Raw genomic sequence first — 16,898 nt, 5'->3', positions numbered from 1 at the left:
AGATTTATTTAGAATAGGTTTAAATTATTCATTTTTAAACACATCTAAGTGATTTATATTGAAATAATTGTAAATTTGATACAATAACAAAATCATTTTCACGAATTAAACAATAGAGAATTGCTATAAGAAAATATAAACATTAACATCTCAAAACTAAATTATCATGGAAAGAAACACCAAGTTTTCAAGTTTTGTCGCCAAACTAGAGCGAAATATGATTGACAACAATCATGAGTCTTTGATTTTAACAAACTCTATGGAGCATTCTCACGGAGGTAACTTTATTGGAGTAAACGACAGCAGATGTGTCAACGGATCTTCTGCCTGCCAAGGATCGATTAACGATTATAAATGTTCAAACGGTGATTGCGGAACCAGTATCAATACGAAAAAGTGTACTGTACTTCAGCCGTCTACCGGTATTCTCTAAACTTCACCTAATATCTTCTATCTTATAGCAATTCCTTTTTTTGTAATTGTAGATAATCCCTAAAAAAAACCATCATGAAAACTAATAATAAATTCTCTAAATTTATTGCCAATCTGGAGCAAAAAATGATTAATAATGATCAGGAAATGATCTTATTATCAAAAAACATTGATACCAACTTTGGAGCTGGTGCCATTGTAATTAACGGTGAACAATGTGTGAACGGATCTTCTGCCTGCCAAGGGTCAATAAATGGTACACGATGTTCGAATTCAGATTGTAACAACAGCTCCAATTCTAAAAAGTGTACTGTATTACAGCCTTCAACAGGAATATTTTAATTCTTTATTGCATTAAAAGAATATTTTATCTTAAAAAATCTAATACCAAATCCAACCAATATGTATAAATTCAGCAGATATAATTCTATTATTCCTTTAAGTGAATCGATTTCAGCTCTTTATAACTCAAAGGAAGACAAATGTATTGTTATTAAAAGAGATATGGAAAGCTATTTTAAATTTCCTGTAAGTGATCTCGAATCCCAACATCCGTCTATTTATCAAAATTTACTGGATATTAATGCCATTATTGATGAAAATGTAGATGAACTTGGAGAAGTTATTCAAAGAAGCAAACAGGTAGATTATGCAGATACGACTTACAGACTAATCATCAACCCAACAATGAACTGCAATTTTAAATGCTGGTATTGCTACGAATCTCATATCGTAGGCTCTAAAATGAATACGGAAGGGGTAGATAAAATCTTCAGATTTATTGATAAAACTTTAATGAATAACAAAAATCTGAAATCATTCGATCTTTCATTCTTCGGAGGAGAGCCTCTGATGTACTACAGCAAGGTTACCGAGCCTATTATCAACTATTACAGGACGAAATATGAAGAATATCCCGATATAAGATTTTCTATATCTTTTACCAGCAACGGATATTTGCTTACCGATAAAATGGTGCATCACCTCACTTATGAAAATGATGAAAAATTTTTTCAGATTACATTAGACGGCAGTAGAGAAGAGCATAATAAAGTAAGAGTTGCCCAAAAAGAAGAAGGCTCTTATGATAAAATAATTTCATCAATCAAAAAACTTATTGCAGAAAAAATAAGCGTCTTAATCAGAATCAATTATACTGCGGAAAATATAGAATCAACCCAATTAATTGTAAACGATCTTACCGATATCTCCGATGAAGACCGCCAATACCTCAGCATCAGCTTCCATCAGGTATGGCAGGATATTGAGATTAATGACATTGAAGACAAAGTGCAGGATGTTCTGAAGGTGTATAGAGACCATAAGCTCATCCCGGCAGGTGAAGAAACAGAACTTTTGGAATCACTTGCCAACCCTTGCTACGCAGATAAAAAAAATGAAGCAGTGATCAATTACAATGGTGATGTTTTCAAATGCACCGCAAGAGACTTCACTGAGGAAAATAAATACGGAGTACTGAATAATGAAGGAGATATTGAATGGAATGATAAGATAATTACCTGGGAAACCCTTAAAATACAGTCGAAGGCGTGCCAAAACTGCAGAATACTGCCCCTATGCGGAGGCGGATGCCATCAGATTAATCTTGAAGCTCGTGGCCTGGATAAATGTCAGATGGGATATGACAATGAGAAAAAGAACGAAGTAATTATGAACAGACTGTCTAAGCTATTCTTCCATGAAGCGTAAAATAAAATTCACACATCAGCTTGAAGCAAACGACTGCGGTCCCGCCTGCCTTCAGATGATTTGTGAATTTTACGGAAAAAAATATAAAATAAGGGAGATCAAAGAAAACCTGTCGGTATCCAAACTTGGGATTTCCATTAAAGATCTGAGGCTTTTCCTTGAGAAAAACGGTCTCAGGTGTGCCACTGTAAATATCAGTCTTGACGACATATACGAAATGCCGCTGCCCGCCATTCTCTATCTAAAACATGGGCATTTTATCATTTTGGAAAATGTTGATAAAAAGTCGATTCACATCGTAGACCCAGGGTTCGGAAAGGTAAGCCTTACTTTAGAAACTTTTTCTGAAAAATGGCTAAACGGATCTTCCGGTGTTGCCATAATTTTTGAGCCATCCGAAGAATTTGAAAAAATAGAACTGATTAAAAGCAGTGAAAAAACTAAAAAAAATCCAATTATTGGCAATGTAAAGAGAATTCTTAAAAAAAATAAGAACAGATTTTACTTTTCTATTCTTCTTACGCTGGTTACTTTGTTGGCGAATTGGGCTATGCCACTTTTGCTGAAAGAAAATATAGACCACGGTATCCTATCGAAAGATATGCATATTGTGGTAAAATTATTGATTTTTCAGTTTATATTTGCTATCAGTTTCCTGTTTTCCCAAAGCCTTTCTGAAGTTATCAACACTAAAATAAGCCTGGACCTTAATATTGACTTTAATAAATCTTATTTTGCAAAAATCTTGAGGCTGCCGGTAAGTTATCATGATTCTAAATTCAAATCCGATCTTATAGAAGGACTCAACGATCAGCATAAAATCAATTATTTCATTACCTATCATTTAATTGGGGTAGTAACAAGTATTTTAAATATTTTGGTTTTTTCGTGTATTCTGGTTTACCAGAACTATAAGATATTTTTGGTTTTTTCAGTTTTCAGCATAATTTCTTTTTTTTATATTTTAATTTTTTTTAAAAAGAAAAAACAGATCGATTATTCGCTGTTTTCTCTGGAATCGGCTAACCGAAACACCATTTATGAAATGATTATGGGAATTACGGACATAAAAATAAACAGTGCTGAAAAATCAAGACTTTCGAATTGGATACAATCTGAAGACAAATTAAAGAAGCTAAAAACCAAACTTGCTTATATTAATTTTTATATGAACGACGGAAATCTTTTTCTGGCAAAAATAAGAGATATTTCGTTGATAGGTTACAGTTCCTATCTGGTTATAGAATCTCAAATGACCTTGGGATTAATGATGATGATAAGCTACATACTGGGGCAGCTTTCGGCACCGCTTCACCAATTGACGGATTATACACAGAATTTTCAGAATACCAAACTGGCTTATGATAGGCTTACGGATATTTATAGCAAAGAAAACGAAACCAAAGATAATTTTGAGTATCAACCCATTCGTACGGTAGATGAAATTGTAGTGAGAAATGTAGATTTTGCTTATGAAAATACTTCCGAACAGGATGTTTTATCTCACATTAACCTCAGAATAAGAAAAAATACGACAACTGCTATTGTAGGAGAAAGCGGCAGCGGCAAATCTACATTGCTCAAACTGCTCTTGGGATTTTATTTTCCTATAAAAGGCGATGTATTAATTGGTAATAATGCCATTCAGGATATCAATTTAGAAGAATGGAGAAAAAGATGTGGAGTAATTTTGCAGGAAGGGTACGTATTCAGTGGTTCTATATTAGAAAATATTACTTTATCTACAGAAAATCCTAATCTCGAAAACTTAACCACTGCATTGAAAATTGCAGAATTGTATGATAAAGTACAAAATATGCCCATGAAGTATCATACAAAAATCGGTGAAATAGGGATATCGCTGAGCGGTGGAGAAAAACAGAGGCTCCTTATCGCAAGAGCGATCTATAAAAACCCGGATTTTATCTTTTTCGACGAGGCAACTTCATCATTGGATACCATTAATGAAAATAAAATAATTTCTAATTTAAATAATTATCTTAACGACAGAACATCTATTATTGTGGCACACCGATTGAGCACGATAAAAAATGCCGACCAGATCGTAGTTTTGAAAAATGGAGAAATTGCAGAGATCGGTACGCACGAAGAACTGCTGGAAAACCAGTCTGTATATTACGAATTGGTATCCAACCAGATGCATTTGGTAACCGGTTAATAATATTCAAAATAAACAATAGATCTTATGAAAACAAAACTAATAATACTGTTTTTCCTGAGCATATCTTATAGTATGTTTGCACAGGTAAAAACTATAAAAAGAAAAGACATTACCGATATTCACAAAGACTGGGTACTGATAAAAACAATCTCCGGTACCTACGGCATTATGTCACAAAACGGAAAAATGATCGTACAACCAACCTATGCAAAAATAGATAGGTTTGGAGTTTTCAATAAAAATATGGCTTTGGTAAAAAGTGTTTCAGATACGTATGGTTTTATCGACACATCTGGCAAGGAGGTAATTCCGGCTCAATATGCTCTGGAAGAAATAAAAACAGAATTTCCATCTTTATATAAAAAATATATATCCAAATAATACCATGAAATTATTGTCTTTAATTTTCTTATTCTCTGCAAGTCTATTTTTTTCTCAAACGAATCGATTTATTTATGAACTGAATTATAAAGTAAATCCAGGAGAACCTCAATATAAAAAGAGTTTTATGGTCGTTGATATCAATCCTGAAAATACAAAATATTACGATTATAAATTTTTGGAGAAAGATTCTTTGAATAAATTTCATAACTCCCGAGATCGGTCTTGGACGAGCCAGATTCCGGTAACAAGAGAGAAAAAATCTGATATTTTTATAAATTATGTTGCGGTGGGCGATGATATTTATACCTACCCCACCTCAAACCATATTGTCTGGAAACTTGAGAATGATATGAAAATACTCAAAGATTTTAAAGCTCAAAAAGCCACTGCCGATTTTGGCGGAAGACAATGGATTGCTTGGTTTACCAAAGATATTCCCTTGAGCGAAGGACCTTATAAATTTCACGGACTTCCAGGTTTAATTCTCGAGATAAAAGATACAAAAGAACAATATATCTTCAATCTCGTAAAAAGCAGTAATTTGAAATCCACTTACGACACCTCCAACTTTCTGGAAGTGCGGTACGGAGAAAAACCAATACCCGCTACAGAAAAAAATGTTGTAAAAAAAGCATTGGAGTATTTTAATGACCCTTTAAATGATATAAGAAAGGAATATATCAATAATAAAATATCTTCTTTCGAATATAACGGCATAAAATACAAGCCGGAAGAACTTACTAAGCTCGTAGCAGAAGAGCAGGAAGATATTCTTTCTACCTATAATCCTATTGAACTCGACAAAGCTTTTCCTTACCCTAAAAAAGCCAAGTAATAAAATTAATACGATAAAACATTATAAAGAACTTGATAACGTCAATCATGTTCTTTACTTTTATAGATAAATATAAATCTATGAACACCAATTTCTCAGACGATTTTTTAATCAAAGGAAAGTTTTCCATAAAGAAAGCATCTACGGCTTATAAAGGCAAAATGACTAAGGAAGAAGGAGTACAGCTGCTGATACAGGAGCAGGAAAAGCTCCGCGAACTTCAGGAAAAACTGTATGCGGACGGCAGTAAGTCGCTGCTGGTTGTGCTTCAGGCTATGGACGCAGCGGGAAAAGACAGCCTGATTGAGCATGTTTTCGGCGGTGTGAACCCGCAGGGATGCAGTGTGACCAGTTTTAAAACCCCAAGCTCCCTGGAATATGCACATGACTTTCTGTGGAGGCATTACCTTGCTGTACCCCAGAAAGGGATGATCGGGATTTTTAACCGTTCGCATTATGAAAGCGTACTGGTATGCAAGGTACATCCTGAATATAATTTAAGTGAAAAAACCTGGGATTCTGTAAAGGATTTTGATGAAACATTCTGGGAAAACCGGTATGAAAGCATCAGGAATTTTGAAAAGCACCTTACACAAAACGGGACGACCATTATTAAAATATTCCTGAACGTTTCTAAAGATGAGCAGAAGAAAAGACTGATTGACAGGATAGACGAACAGGAAAAAAACTGGAAATTTTCAGCGGCAGACCTTCCGGAACGGGCTTTATTCGACCAATACATGGAATGTTATGAAACGGCAATCAATGAGACGTCAAAAGATAATGCACCCTGGTACGTAATTCCGGCAGACAGCAAATGGTTTGCCCGTGTAGCAGCCATACAGATTATTATTGATGTGCTGGAAAAAATGGATCTGAAGTATCCCAAACTTTCTGAAGAAGATAAATTAAGCCTGCAGGAATCAAAAAAGCAACTGGAAAGTGAATAAAATAATAAATCAGGATAGAAGATGGAAGTGAAATTACAGTATTGAAACTTCCCTCTTTCAGCCTTTTAAAAAATTAGGCTTAAAGAAAACCACGAGAAAATCTGTAAGCCGGATTCTGTACCTTACTGCAGGCAGTAAGATGCCTGTTATTTATCTGCGTCGTGCATTGCTGCAAAACTTGAGCTGATTACCCCTCGGCTTTCAGAGCGAGCCACTCCTATTTTCATTGCTGAAAAGAACCGATATACTTATCATTGCACCGCAAAGAGTTTACCTGGTTTCACTACAGCCGAACTGTACCTGCTTTCTGTTGCACTTGTCCTACCCTCGCGGGTGACGGATGTTATCCGCTTTGCTGCTCTCCGGTGTCCGGACTTTCCTACCTCCCAAAAAACGGGAAATCAACAGGCCGACTTTCTCGTGGCTGCAAAGATACAAATTAGTTATGAGTTGAGCGTGATGAGTGACAGGCTGAATACATTTGATTTGCGTAAATGAATAATGCACTTTTAAAGGTAAACGATCACTCATAATTTATAACTCGTAACTTTTCATCAGTTAACACTTTATTACTATCTTCGTGCAACAATTACTAAAACCGGCATTGGCTTCAAAAGAAAAGGAATTTGCGCAGCTTGTTAAAGATAATCAGGGCCTGATTATCAAGGTTTCGCGTCTTTATACCAATTCTCTGGAAGACGAGGAAGACCTGTTTCAGGAGATTGTCCTGCAGCTTTGGAGGAGCTATGATTCCTTCAAAGGAAACTCCAAGATTTCTACGTGGATGTACCGGGTTGCACTTAATACAGCCATTACCATTTTCAGAAAAAAAAGCAAAAGCCTTCCCACCAACGAGCTGGACATCAATCATGCAGATTTTATAGAGGATGATGACGAAAAACAGCAGCAGGTATCACTTTTGTATACGGTAATAAAAACGCTTCCGAATGTGGAACGAGCCATCGTTATGATGTACCTGGACGACCTGCCTTATAAGGATATTGCAGAAAACCTCGGGATAACAGAAGTGAATGCGCGTGTAAAAATGAACAGATTAAAGAAAACCCTTAAAGAACAGATGGAAAAATATGCCTGAATTTGATTTAGACAGCTTTAAGAAAACATGGCAGGAGCAACCTGTTCAGCAGAAATACGGCAACCATGACATCCTTCAGATGCTGAACAGAAAATCACGGAATTACGTGAAATATATCTTCTGGATCAGTGCTGCGGAATTCCTGTTTTTCACGCTGATAGGACTGTTCTACATCATCCAGGGAAATGAATCCAATTCATTCATCAGCATCCTGGAAAAGCTGGGCATTCGGAAAACATCGGATATGGAAACGGATTTTGACCACATTTACCTGACGTTAAAAATCTTAAGCTTATCCGTAACCGCGTATTTTGTTTACAAATTCTATCAGAATTATAAGGATATCAAAATTGAAGAAAACCTGAAAAAATTCATTCTTAAGATCATTGAGTTCAGAAAGACGGTCAATGCGTTTATCTTAATCAATATCGCCTTGTTAATCGCCTTTACTTCTATTTTCACTGTTTTTGTCTTTTATATTGTCAATACTCAAAATATAAAGATCACCAACTCCATGATCACAGGATTTATAGCAGGGATCATCATCAGCACGGTTTTTACCGTATTGATTGTCTGGTTATATTACAGGGTAGTTTACGGCATCATTATTAAAAAACTCGGCCGGAACCTGAAACAGCTGCAGGAAATAGATTCCCAGGAAATATCAGATTAATTTCCGTCCGGAATTTCCGGCAATACAAATAAGATTCATTATTTATCGGACATAAAAAAAGCATTTCGGATTGAAATGCTTTTCTGTATTTTATTAAAGTTCTTTTCTGAGCCTGGCAACCGGAATGTTGAGCTGTTCCCGGTATTTGGCAATCGTCCTTCTTGCGATATTATATCCCTGTTCTTTCAGGATAATTACCAGGGCGTCATCAGTCAATGGTTTTCTTTTGTTTTCCCTGCTGATTACTTCCTGCAGGTGCATTTTGATTTCCTTGGTAGAAACCTCTTCGCCGTCATCATTCGTAAGGCTGTCTGAGAACAGGTCTTTCAGATAAATAATCCCGTTTGAAGTATCTGCATATTTGCTTTTTACCACCCTTGAAATGGTAGAAATATCAAAACCGGTAATGTCTGCAATATCTTTCAGGATCATCGGTCTGAGGGATTTTTCATCACCTGTAATAAAATAATCCTTCTGAAATTTCACGATAGCGGTAATGGTCTGCAGTAAAGTATTCTGGCGCTGGTTAATGGCGTCAATATACCATTTTGCGGCATCCAGCTTCTGCTTGATGAATAAGGCGGCCTGTTTGTGCTCGGAAGAGTTTTTATCGTGAGAATAGGTAGTTAAAATATCCTTGTATTCTTCGGAAACCCTTAAAGTCGGGGCATTTTTGCTGTTCAGCATAGGGATAACCTGCCCGTCCTTTACCTGAATCACAAAATCCGGAATAATTTCCTGGTTGATGGTAATGGTCTGGGTATCAAAATTCCCGCCTACTTTAGGCGATAATTTAGAAATTTCCTCCAGGGCTTCTTTCAGGTCTTCTTCTTCAATATCGTATTTCTGGATAATCTTGTTGTAATGCTTATTGGTAAGCGCGTCAAACTGGTACCGCAGAATGTTGGCAGCCAGCGAAACCGCTTTGTTGGCACTCACTTTCTTTTCAATCTGTAAAAGAAGGCATTCCTGCAGGCCTCGTGCCCCTACTCCGGGCGGATCCAGCTTCTGGACATAATTTTCAAGAATATCTTCAATCTTTTCTTTGGTTGTATAAATGCCCTGAGAGAAGGCAAGGTCATCAACAATGGATTTGATTTCCCTTCTTAAATAACCATCCGTATCCAGGTTACCGATAAGGTATTCTGCAATTTTCTCATCTTCACTACTGATATTGATCAGATGGATCTGCTCCAGCAGATAGTCATAAAGAGACTGCCCTTCCGTTAAGAGGCTTTCATTGTCAAACTCTTCATCGTCTGGAGAATAGTTGCTGGATGCTGTTTTATAGGTCGGCTCATCATCATAAAGATACTGGTCAACATCAAAATCAGTTTCAATACTGTCTGTACCTTCACTTTCATAAGATTCTTCCAGCGAAGCATAATCATCTTCCTTAGATTCTTCTTTTGCAATTTCCAGGGCCGGGTTTTCTTCTAATTCTCTCTCAAGTTCCTCCTCAAACTCCAGGGTGTGAAGCTGGATCAGTTTCATCAGCTGGATCTGTTGAGGGGCCAGCTTTTGTCCTAATTTGAGTTGTAAGTGTTGTTTAAGCATATTTTACTAGATGGTGTTAACATAACATATTCTACGAATTTAATAAATAATTTCGATAAAATAACATTTTAGCACGATTTTTGTACAATGGTTGGGATAATAATGACTATTTTAAAATAAACAAAAAGCCTTACGTAGTATAGTAAGGCTTTTTTTATATCTAAAACTCAGCGTTTTTAGGGGTTCTCGGAAAAGGAATCACGTCCCTGATGTTGGTCATTCCCGTTACGAAAAGCACCAGTCTTTCCAGTCCGAGTCCAAAACCGGCGTGCGGCACGGAACCGAATTTACGGGTATCCATATACCACCACAGCTCATGTTCATCCACATGCATTTCTGCCATTTTCTGTTTTAAAACATCCAGTCTGGCTTCTCTTTCAGAACCGCCGATAATCTCACCGATTCCAGGGAAAAGAACATCCATTGCAGCAACGGTTTTGTTATCATCGTTCAACTTCATGTAGAATGCTTTGATTTCTTTCGGATAATCAAACAAAACTACCGGGCTTTCAAAATGTTTTTCAACCAGGTATCTTTCGTGCTCAGACTGAAGGTCTGTTCCCCAGCTTTCCACCGGATACTGGAATTTTCCTTTTTTATTTTCTTTTGAGTTCATTAAGATCTCAATAGCTTCTGTATAACTTACTCTTTTGAAACGTTTGGCAATAACATTTTCAAGCTTTTCTATCAAACCTTCTTTTGCTCTGTCTTTTTCCGCTTTTCCTTTTTGCTCTTCTGCAAAACGTTTATCTAGGAAATCAAGATCATCTTTACAGTGGTCCAAAACATATTGGATCACGTACTTTAAAAAGTCTTCTGCCAGATCGATGTTATCTTCAAGATTGTTAAAAGCCACTTCCGGCTCAATCATCCAGAATTCTGCCAGGTGACGCGTTGTGTTTGAGTTTTCTGCACGGAACGTAGGCCCGAATGTATAAATCCTTCCCAATCCCATTGCTGCCGTTTCTCCTTCAAGCTGTCCGGAAACCGTTAAGTTGGTTTTTTTACCGAAGAAATCCTGTGCGAAATCAATATCGCCCTGTTCGTCTCTCGGAATGTTATTCAAATCAAAGTTGGTTACCCCGAACATTTCCCCTGCGCCTTCCGCATCAGCACCCGTTACTATCGGCGTGTTGATATAAAAGAACTGGTTCTGGTTAAAGAACGAGTGGATGGCAAAACTCACGGCGTGGCGTACTCTGAAAACGGCCCCGAATAAATTAGTCCTGAATCTTAAATGAGCCTGATCTCTCAACGTTTCCAACGTATGTTTTTTGGGCTGAAGAATGGTTTTATCTCTTTCTTCCGTAAAGTTATCTCCTAAAATAATAATTTTTTTAGCAATAATTTCCACGGCCTGCCCGGCTCCCTGGCTTTCTACCACCTCACCTACTACTTTCAGGGAAGCAGCTGTACTGATTTTATTTATAATCTCTTCATCAAAATTTTCGAAATCAACAACAATCTGCAAATTATTAATCGTAGAACCATCATTAAGCGCTATAAAACGATTGGCACGGAACGTTCTTACCCAGCCGTAAACCGTGATGTCATGATGTAATACTTTCCTGTAGTCCTGTAGGACTTCCTTAATTGTCTGCTTTTTCATTTTGTCGATGATAAATTTTCGTATAAAAATTAATGACTGCAAAGTTACAAAAAAACGGCGCAATATGATGATTACGCCGTACTTTTACAAAATCATTTATCAATTATTTAATCAGAAAACCTGTTTCAAATACGGATTAATTGAAGAAAACCGTCTTTTTTCTTTGTTTTCCGCTGCGGATCTTCCAGGCATGATAGGAACTGGGAACGTCATACTGCCATTTGGGAAGCAGCAGAATAATAAGAATAACATCCAGATGGGAAATGAATCCTAAACCTACAGTCAGATAGAAAGCCCAGCCCGCCTGTTGGAATCCTATCAGATAGGTAAAGGCAATCAGCAGGCTCAGTCCCCACATTTTTGACATAAAAGCATGGGTACAGGTTTCTTTTCCGAATTTCATAAAACTGATGAGGTAACAGAGTGCTTCCATGACAAAAATTAAAAGGATGGCCGGCCATTCGTTTTTTATCAGTTCAGGATTCAGGAAATAAGACGCAAAACCTAATGAAAGCCAGAAAACTAAATCGGTCTGACTGTCAAATCTTCTTAATTTTTCTGATGAAACGCCAACTTTTCGGGCGATAATCCCGTCGAAGATATCTGTTAATAATCCGAAATACATTAAACCTAAAATTAAAAATCGGGATTCTGCACCATTTAAATACGCTAAAGAAATAATAACGGGTGCCAAAATAAATCTTATGGCAATCAGGATATAAGGTATTGTATTCATAATCATAATGTTTTTTCAAAAGTTAAATTATAATGAAATGTTTTCCAGTCACTCATAACAATTAATATCCCGTTACAGAAAAAGTAATTGGATTGAAGATGTAGATTATTGTTTTCATCAATTCTAAAACGAGATTTCTGGATATTCCAACCACCAAAAATCAATGGAATTCCATCAAGCATGAATCTTTTTTCCTTTAAATAGATAAATCCATCATGTTTTAATTTCACTTTTAAATTTTTATCAAATAATAAGTTTTCAGCTTCATATATTTTCACATTTAATCTATTTTGATTGATTGCTTTTAATATTATTTTCAAATCCTTTTTTTCATACTTTTCTTTGAAATCAAACATATTGGTATTTCTGTCAAAAACATTGGTCAGACTTCTGACATAAGAACCATCGCCAGAAAATGGGAGATTATTATAAGTTCCATTGATAAGATCCAGACTACTCGTTTTCAATTTATTATCAATGAATTTATCATTCTTAAATGTTGCGCAACTACTTAACAGTAATATAATACTCAGGTAAAAAAATATTTTTTTCATAGTTATTATTTTAAAATTATACCTCAAAATTATCTGTGAAAAGCACAAAATTAAATGTGAAAAAAAATTAAAATAAATAAGTACATTTGTGAAAATCACAAAATATGCATCAGGAACGTTTGTTGAAGGAAATCAGAAAGAAAATCGGCGGTAAATCTTTGAATGACGAGATTTCCAACATTCTCAATATCAGTTATGATGCGGCGCATAGGAGAACCTCTCTAAAAGCAAAATTCAGTTTTGAGGAAGCATTGGAACTGGCAAAATACTATCAGATCTCTCTGGACCAGTTCATGACTTCAGATCATCAGATCCTGGTACAGAAGACCTCTGCGGTTAGCGAAACAGAAGACCTGCAGTCATTTTTTCAGAACAACCTTAAAGTTTTTGAGAACCTTCCGGTATCTGAAATGACCGTTTATTATTCGGCGAAGGATATTCCGTTTTTTTACACTCTTTCCGATACGCTGCTTTCCCGTTTTAAGGTATATGTATGGATGAACCTGCTGAATGCAAAACAGGTTTTCATTCCTTTCCTCGAGTTTTCACCTCCTTATTTTGAGACCAATACCAAAGAACTGAGAAAGAAATATGAAGAACAGAATGTTGTGGAACTGTGGAATGACAATACAATTTCCAGTATCCTGCAGCAGGTTTTATTTTACGGCGATACGGGGCTTTTACAGAAAAATGAAGCTGAAATTATTTTGAAAGAGCTCAGAACGCTTATCGAATATATTGAAAAGAAAACAGAAAGCAACCCGAAATTCCATCTGTATGAAAATGAACTGGTCAATCTTTCCAATGATATTTTTTTCCATCATCCGGAACAGTCGCTTTTTGCCGTGCCCGTCAATATGTTCGGGTATATCCTGATCACCGATGCAAAGACATGCAGCGATACGCTGAATTATTTCGGGCATCAGATCCAGAACTGCAAATCTTTAAATACTGCCGGAAACAGGGACAGGAAAAAGTTTTTCAATACGATGTATGAAAAGATAGAAAATGTAAAAAGAAAAATTACAGGTTGAAAAATAAAAGTGGAATAAGTAAAATCCTGTGAGAAGAATTTATTTTTTACTCATCTTTTTTGGAAGGAACCAGAAAAACATCGATAAGACCTTCGGGAAGCTGCATTTTGATGAACCTTTCATCTCTGTCAACTTCGATAATCCAGTCTTTGATCATGGGGATCACCACTTCCTTACCGTCTAAATTGGTCACGAAATACACCTGTGCGGTCTGATCATTCACCGAACGGATGACGCCGCAGTCCTGATCATTTTCATCAAGGATGCTGTACCCGATGATTTCATGGTAATAGAATTGTTTTCCGGAAAGTTTCGGTAACGTAGCCAGCGGTAAAAATACGTTTTTACCCAGGGATTGGTCTACCAGTGCTTCAGTGGAATTTTTAAAGGCAATATTCAGAGCATCAGATTTGCTCCAGGATGTCCTTTCAATAAAAAAAGGAACCAATAATCCGTTGATTTCAACGAATATTGATTCCAGATTATTGTAAAGCTCGGGCTGGTCGGTATCCAGTTTAAGGATAACGTTACCCGCAAGTCCGTGTCTGCGTGTGATTTTTCCTAATAAATAGCAATCTTCTTTACGCATACAGGTTTGTTTTTAAGCTTCAGTGTTTTCTTCAGTAGACTCAGCAGCAGGTGCTTCTCCTTCAGTAGTTTCTTCAGCAGCAGGTGCGTTTGCAGCTTCTTCAGCAGCTTTGGCATCAGCTTCAGCCTGTGTTGCAGCAGCAATTCTGGCTTCGTTTACTTTAGCTTCAGCATCCAAAGCAGCTTTCTTAGCGTCAGCCTGAGCTTTCGTTAAACCTTCTACTTTACCTTGTACTTTTGAATCTTTTGCTTCTACCCACGCATTGAATCTTTTTTCAGCTTCAGCCTCATCAAAAGCACCTTTAGCAACACCACCTTGTAAGTGTTTTTTGTAAAGTGCACCTTTGTAAGAAAGGATCGCTCTTGCAGTATCAGTCGGTTGAGCACCGTTGTTTAACCACTTTACAGCAGAATCAACGTTCAAATCAATAGTTGCAGGGTTAGTAATTGGGTTGTAAGTTCCTAGTTTTTCGATGAATCTACCATCTCTTCTTGCTCTAGAATCTGCTACCACGATGTGGAAGAAAGGCTTACCTTTTTTACCGTGTCTTTGTAATCTGATTTTTACTGACATAATGTTTGAATTTTACGGGAACTCGTCCCAGTTAAATATTTTAAGAGTGCAAAGATAGTAAAAAACTTTAAAGTAAAAAGATACAATTAAAAGTTTTGCAATATTACTTTTTTTCAGGAGCCGGGAACCTGCCTTCGCTGCTCGCTTTTTTCCTTACAGGAAAAAGAGCTCAGACAGGCCGCTCGGTCAGGGCTATTATGCCAGGTTACCCATGTAGAACAAGCCCAGGCATTTCTGGTTTTCCTCAATGGTAAGGGATTCTTTTAACTGATCAACAATTTTCGGGGAGCTCCAGTAACACCCTACTCCGTTTGCGGTACAGGTAAGATACATATTCTGGACAGCCATTGAAACTGCTGCAATTTCCTCCCACTCGGGAAGCATTCCGCTGAAATTAACCACAATGGAAACAACGGTGTCTGCTTTATTGATCTTGAAACCGATATCATTGTATTTCTTTTCCAGGAAAAGGTGTTCTGGCTGGGAAGCTTTGTAGATGGCCTGCATTTCCGAAGCCAGTGCTGCCTTCTCCTCACCTTTAAATATTTTAAAACGCCATGGTTTTGTCCGTTTGTGGTTAGGCGCAAGTGTTGCTGCATTCAGAATCTCATCAATAATGTCCTGAGAAATCTCTGTTTCCGTATAATCTTTCGGAAAGATGCTTCTTCTCTGTTCTATAATCTCTTTTAAAACGTCTGCTTTATTCATGAGTGCAAATTTACGGTATGTAATTCATTTAACCTGCTGAATCTGAAAATCTGCGGGAAATAAATTTAAACAGATTCTATGCATTCACTATTAATTTGCTGCTTCTGTATGCCCTGTAATTGCTTATTATAAAATTCGCGAGAACCGCTGAAACCAAGATCCCGGAAAGCCATTTTGCATACATGTTATCTCTGACAGCTCCTAAAAGGCAGATGGCTGTAAAACATACCGCGTATACTATTCCGGCATTGACCCACGGGCGGGCGGGATCAGGAAACTCGTTGATCATGGGTGTTGTTTTATAATTGATAATCGGAAGCAGTTTATGTCTGTCCCAGATCAGAAGTATCATTACGGCAAACATCATCAGAGAAGTGATAATCCATGTTCCGTTAAATGACATGCTGAGGGTGATGATCCAGATATTGGAGAGAATTGCAAAGAACATCAGTGCACCTAACGTAGCGTAACGCTGGGTAATCAGCAGTATTCCGGCAATGAGCTGTACCCAGCCCAGGAAATTCCAGTACATACCCGACTGGTATAAAGCCTCAAAGAAGTACCCCACCGGATTATCCGTCTGAATAGTCGTAAACCTGTGTCCCATTACTTTTACCAATCCGGAAGGGATAAAGGCAAATCCTATTAGATACCGGAGATGAATGATGATCCACTGATTCGTTCTGTTTGTCCGCAGCTGTTGAAAGTTCATATATCAGTATTTTGCATTGCAAGGTACTGAATAAAAATAAAACTCCAAATTAAATTTGAAGTTTGTGGTGATAAAATTTATAAAACCTCTACGATTTTCTGGTAGATGTTATTGAGGGTAAACTCGTCACCGGGTTTCATTCCCATCATTTTTTTTGCCATCGGGCTTTCGGGGGAAATTGCATAAAACCGGTCCCCTTCAAAAAAGAACTCACCCAGAGAAACGGAAATATAAAAACGGGCTTTATTGGTAATGACCAACGATCCCAGCTGCACCCTTCCGGTTGAATTGTTCAGCACTTTCGCCATATTTCTCTTCAGATCATTCAGCGCGCCCAGCTGCCGCTGCATCTGGTAAATTTCTTCCTGCATTTCTTCACGCATGCTGTCATATTTCGGAGTTTTCTTAATATCACGGCTTGCTTCCAGGGTAAATTCCATAAAATCTTTAAGTTTCTGAATTTTTTCAGCAATTACGGTTTTTACATAATTTCTTATATTATTTTTTTCAAATACGATCTTCTCCATGAATCTATTCTTTATATAAAGATAATATTTTTTAAAT

General features: G+C 37.0%; 19 protein-coding genes and 1 other RNA gene. 10 read left to right on the top strand and 10 right to left on the bottom strand.

Going from position 1 to position 16,898, the window contains the following annotated elements; all coding sequences use genetic code 11:
* Window positions 1-166: 166 nt before the first annotated feature.
* The 7 genes from ASE55_RS17620 to ASE55_RS17590 all read left to right on the top strand — a co-directional run bounded on the left by ASE55_RS17620 (window position 167) and on the right by ASE55_RS17590 (window position 6,493).
* The gene (locus ASE55_RS17620) at window positions 167-433 is read left to right on the top strand and encodes a hypothetical protein (RefSeq protein WP_128414616.1); all 267 of its coding nucleotides are present in this window, start codon (window positions 167-169) and stop codon (window positions 431-433) included.
* Window positions 434-507: 74 nt separating this feature from the next.
* Window positions 508-774, top strand: coding sequence for a hypothetical protein (locus tag ASE55_RS17615; RefSeq protein WP_056222776.1), 267 nt, complete (start codon window positions 508-510; stop codon window positions 772-774).
* Window positions 775-834: 60 nt separating this feature from the next.
* Window positions 835-2,142 (top strand): radical SAM/SPASM domain-containing protein, encoded by a 1,308-nt coding sequence (locus ASE55_RS17610; protein ID WP_056222774.1) that lies wholly within the window; start codon window positions 835-837, stop codon window positions 2,140-2,142.
* Window positions 2,132-4,321 carry a peptidase domain-containing ABC transporter gene (locus ASE55_RS17605; RefSeq protein ID WP_056222771.1) on the top strand — a complete coding sequence of 730 codons (2,190 nt, stop codon included), beginning with the start codon at window positions 2,132-2,134 and terminating at the stop codon, window positions 4,319-4,321. The genes ASE55_RS17610 and ASE55_RS17605 overlap by 11 nt, the downstream gene beginning before the upstream one ends.
* A gap of 27 nt (window positions 4,322-4,348) precedes the next feature.
* Window positions 4,349-4,705, top strand: a complete 357-nt coding sequence (locus ASE55_RS17600; RefSeq protein WP_082474651.1) for a WG repeat-containing protein — start codon at window positions 4,349-4,351, stop codon at window positions 4,703-4,705.
* Between the two features lie 4 nt (window positions 4,706-4,709).
* Window positions 4,710-5,543, top strand: coding sequence for a GLPGLI family protein (locus tag ASE55_RS17595; RefSeq protein ID WP_056222765.1), 834 nt, complete (start codon window positions 4,710-4,712; stop codon window positions 5,541-5,543).
* An 80-nt stretch (window positions 5,544-5,623) separates the two neighbouring features.
* On the top strand, window positions 5,624-6,493 hold the full coding sequence (locus ASE55_RS17590; protein ID WP_056222762.1) for a polyphosphate kinase 2 family protein: 870 nt from the start codon (window positions 5,624-5,626) through the stop codon (window positions 6,491-6,493).
* A gap of 88 nt (window positions 6,494-6,581) precedes the next feature.
* Here the strand turns inward: ASE55_RS17590 and rnpB are convergent.
* Window positions 6,582-6,914, bottom strand: an RNA gene (gene rnpB / locus ASE55_RS17625) — RNase P RNA component class A.
* A gap of 183 nt (window positions 6,915-7,097) precedes the next feature.
* Here rnpB and ASE55_RS17585 point away from each other — a divergent pair.
* A complete protein-coding gene (locus ASE55_RS17585; RefSeq protein ID WP_056222759.1) occupies window positions 7,098-7,589 on the top strand; it encodes an RNA polymerase sigma factor in 492 nt (163 codons plus the stop codon).
* Window positions 7,582-8,262, top strand: coding sequence for a hypothetical protein (locus ASE55_RS17580; protein WP_056222756.1), 681 nt, complete (start codon window positions 7,582-7,584; stop codon window positions 8,260-8,262). The genes ASE55_RS17585 and ASE55_RS17580 overlap by 8 nt, the downstream gene beginning before the upstream one ends.
* 93 nt (window positions 8,263-8,355) lie before the next feature.
* On the opposite strand, the gene rpoN is transcribed toward ASE55_RS17580, so the two are convergent.
* From rpoN to ASE55_RS17560, 4 genes are all read right to left on the bottom strand, one after another.
* Entirely contained in the window at window positions 8,356-9,819 is a 1,464-nt protein-coding gene (rpoN, locus tag ASE55_RS17575; protein WP_056222753.1) for an RNA polymerase factor sigma-54, read from the bottom strand.
* A 160-nt stretch (window positions 9,820-9,979) separates the two neighbouring features.
* Window positions 9,980-11,428, bottom strand: a complete 1,449-nt coding sequence (asnS, locus tag ASE55_RS17570; protein ID WP_056222750.1) for an asparagine--tRNA ligase — start codon at window positions 11,426-11,428, stop codon at window positions 9,980-9,982.
* Window positions 11,429-11,564: 136 nt separating this feature from the next.
* Entirely contained in the window at window positions 11,565-12,164 is a 600-nt protein-coding gene (locus tag ASE55_RS17565) for a CDP-alcohol phosphatidyltransferase family protein (protein ID WP_056222747.1), read from the bottom strand.
* 2 nt (window positions 12,165-12,166) lie between these two features.
* Complete coding sequence (locus ASE55_RS17560; protein ID WP_056222744.1) at window positions 12,167-12,718, bottom strand: lipoprotein; 552 nt, start codon at window positions 12,716-12,718, stop codon at window positions 12,167-12,169.
* A 104-nt stretch (window positions 12,719-12,822) separates the two neighbouring features.
* On the opposite strand from ASE55_RS17560, the gene ASE55_RS17555 reads away from it, so the two are divergent.
* Complete coding sequence (locus tag ASE55_RS17555) at window positions 12,823-13,752, top strand: hypothetical protein (protein ID WP_056222741.1); 930 nt, start codon at window positions 12,823-12,825, stop codon at window positions 13,750-13,752.
* A 46-nt stretch (window positions 13,753-13,798) separates the two neighbouring features.
* On the opposite strand, the gene rimM is transcribed toward ASE55_RS17555, so the two are convergent.
* From rimM to ASE55_RS17530, 5 genes are all read right to left on the bottom strand, one after another.
* Window positions 13,799-14,341, bottom strand: coding sequence for a ribosome maturation factor RimM (rimM, locus tag ASE55_RS17550; RefSeq protein ID WP_056222738.1), 543 nt, complete (start codon window positions 14,339-14,341; stop codon window positions 13,799-13,801).
* Between the two features lie 12 nt (window positions 14,342-14,353).
* Window positions 14,354-14,914 (bottom strand): 30S ribosomal protein S16, encoded by a 561-nt coding sequence (locus ASE55_RS17545; RefSeq protein WP_056222736.1) that lies wholly within the window; start codon window positions 14,912-14,914, stop codon window positions 14,354-14,356.
* A 195-nt stretch (window positions 14,915-15,109) separates the two neighbouring features.
* A complete protein-coding gene (locus ASE55_RS17540) occupies window positions 15,110-15,622 on the bottom strand; it encodes a nitroreductase (RefSeq protein WP_056222733.1) in 513 nt (170 codons plus the stop codon).
* A 76-nt stretch (window positions 15,623-15,698) separates the two neighbouring features.
* Complete coding sequence (locus ASE55_RS17535) at window positions 15,699-16,334, bottom strand: DoxX family membrane protein (RefSeq protein WP_056222731.1); 636 nt, start codon at window positions 16,332-16,334, stop codon at window positions 15,699-15,701.
* Between the two features lie 77 nt (window positions 16,335-16,411).
* Window positions 16,412-16,861 (bottom strand): hypothetical protein, encoded by a 450-nt coding sequence (locus ASE55_RS17530; protein ID WP_056222783.1) that lies wholly within the window; start codon window positions 16,859-16,861, stop codon window positions 16,412-16,414.
* Between the last annotated feature and the right edge of the window lie 37 nt (window positions 16,862-16,898).

It is taken from the genome of Chryseobacterium sp. Leaf201, assembly GCF_001421435.1.
In the GTDB taxonomy this organism is placed as follows: domain Bacteria; phylum Bacteroidota; class Bacteroidia; order Flavobacteriales; family Weeksellaceae; genus Chryseobacterium.
The sequence above is the reverse complement of the archived record's forward strand: the minus strand, read 5'-3'. Positions and strand labels throughout refer to the sequence as shown.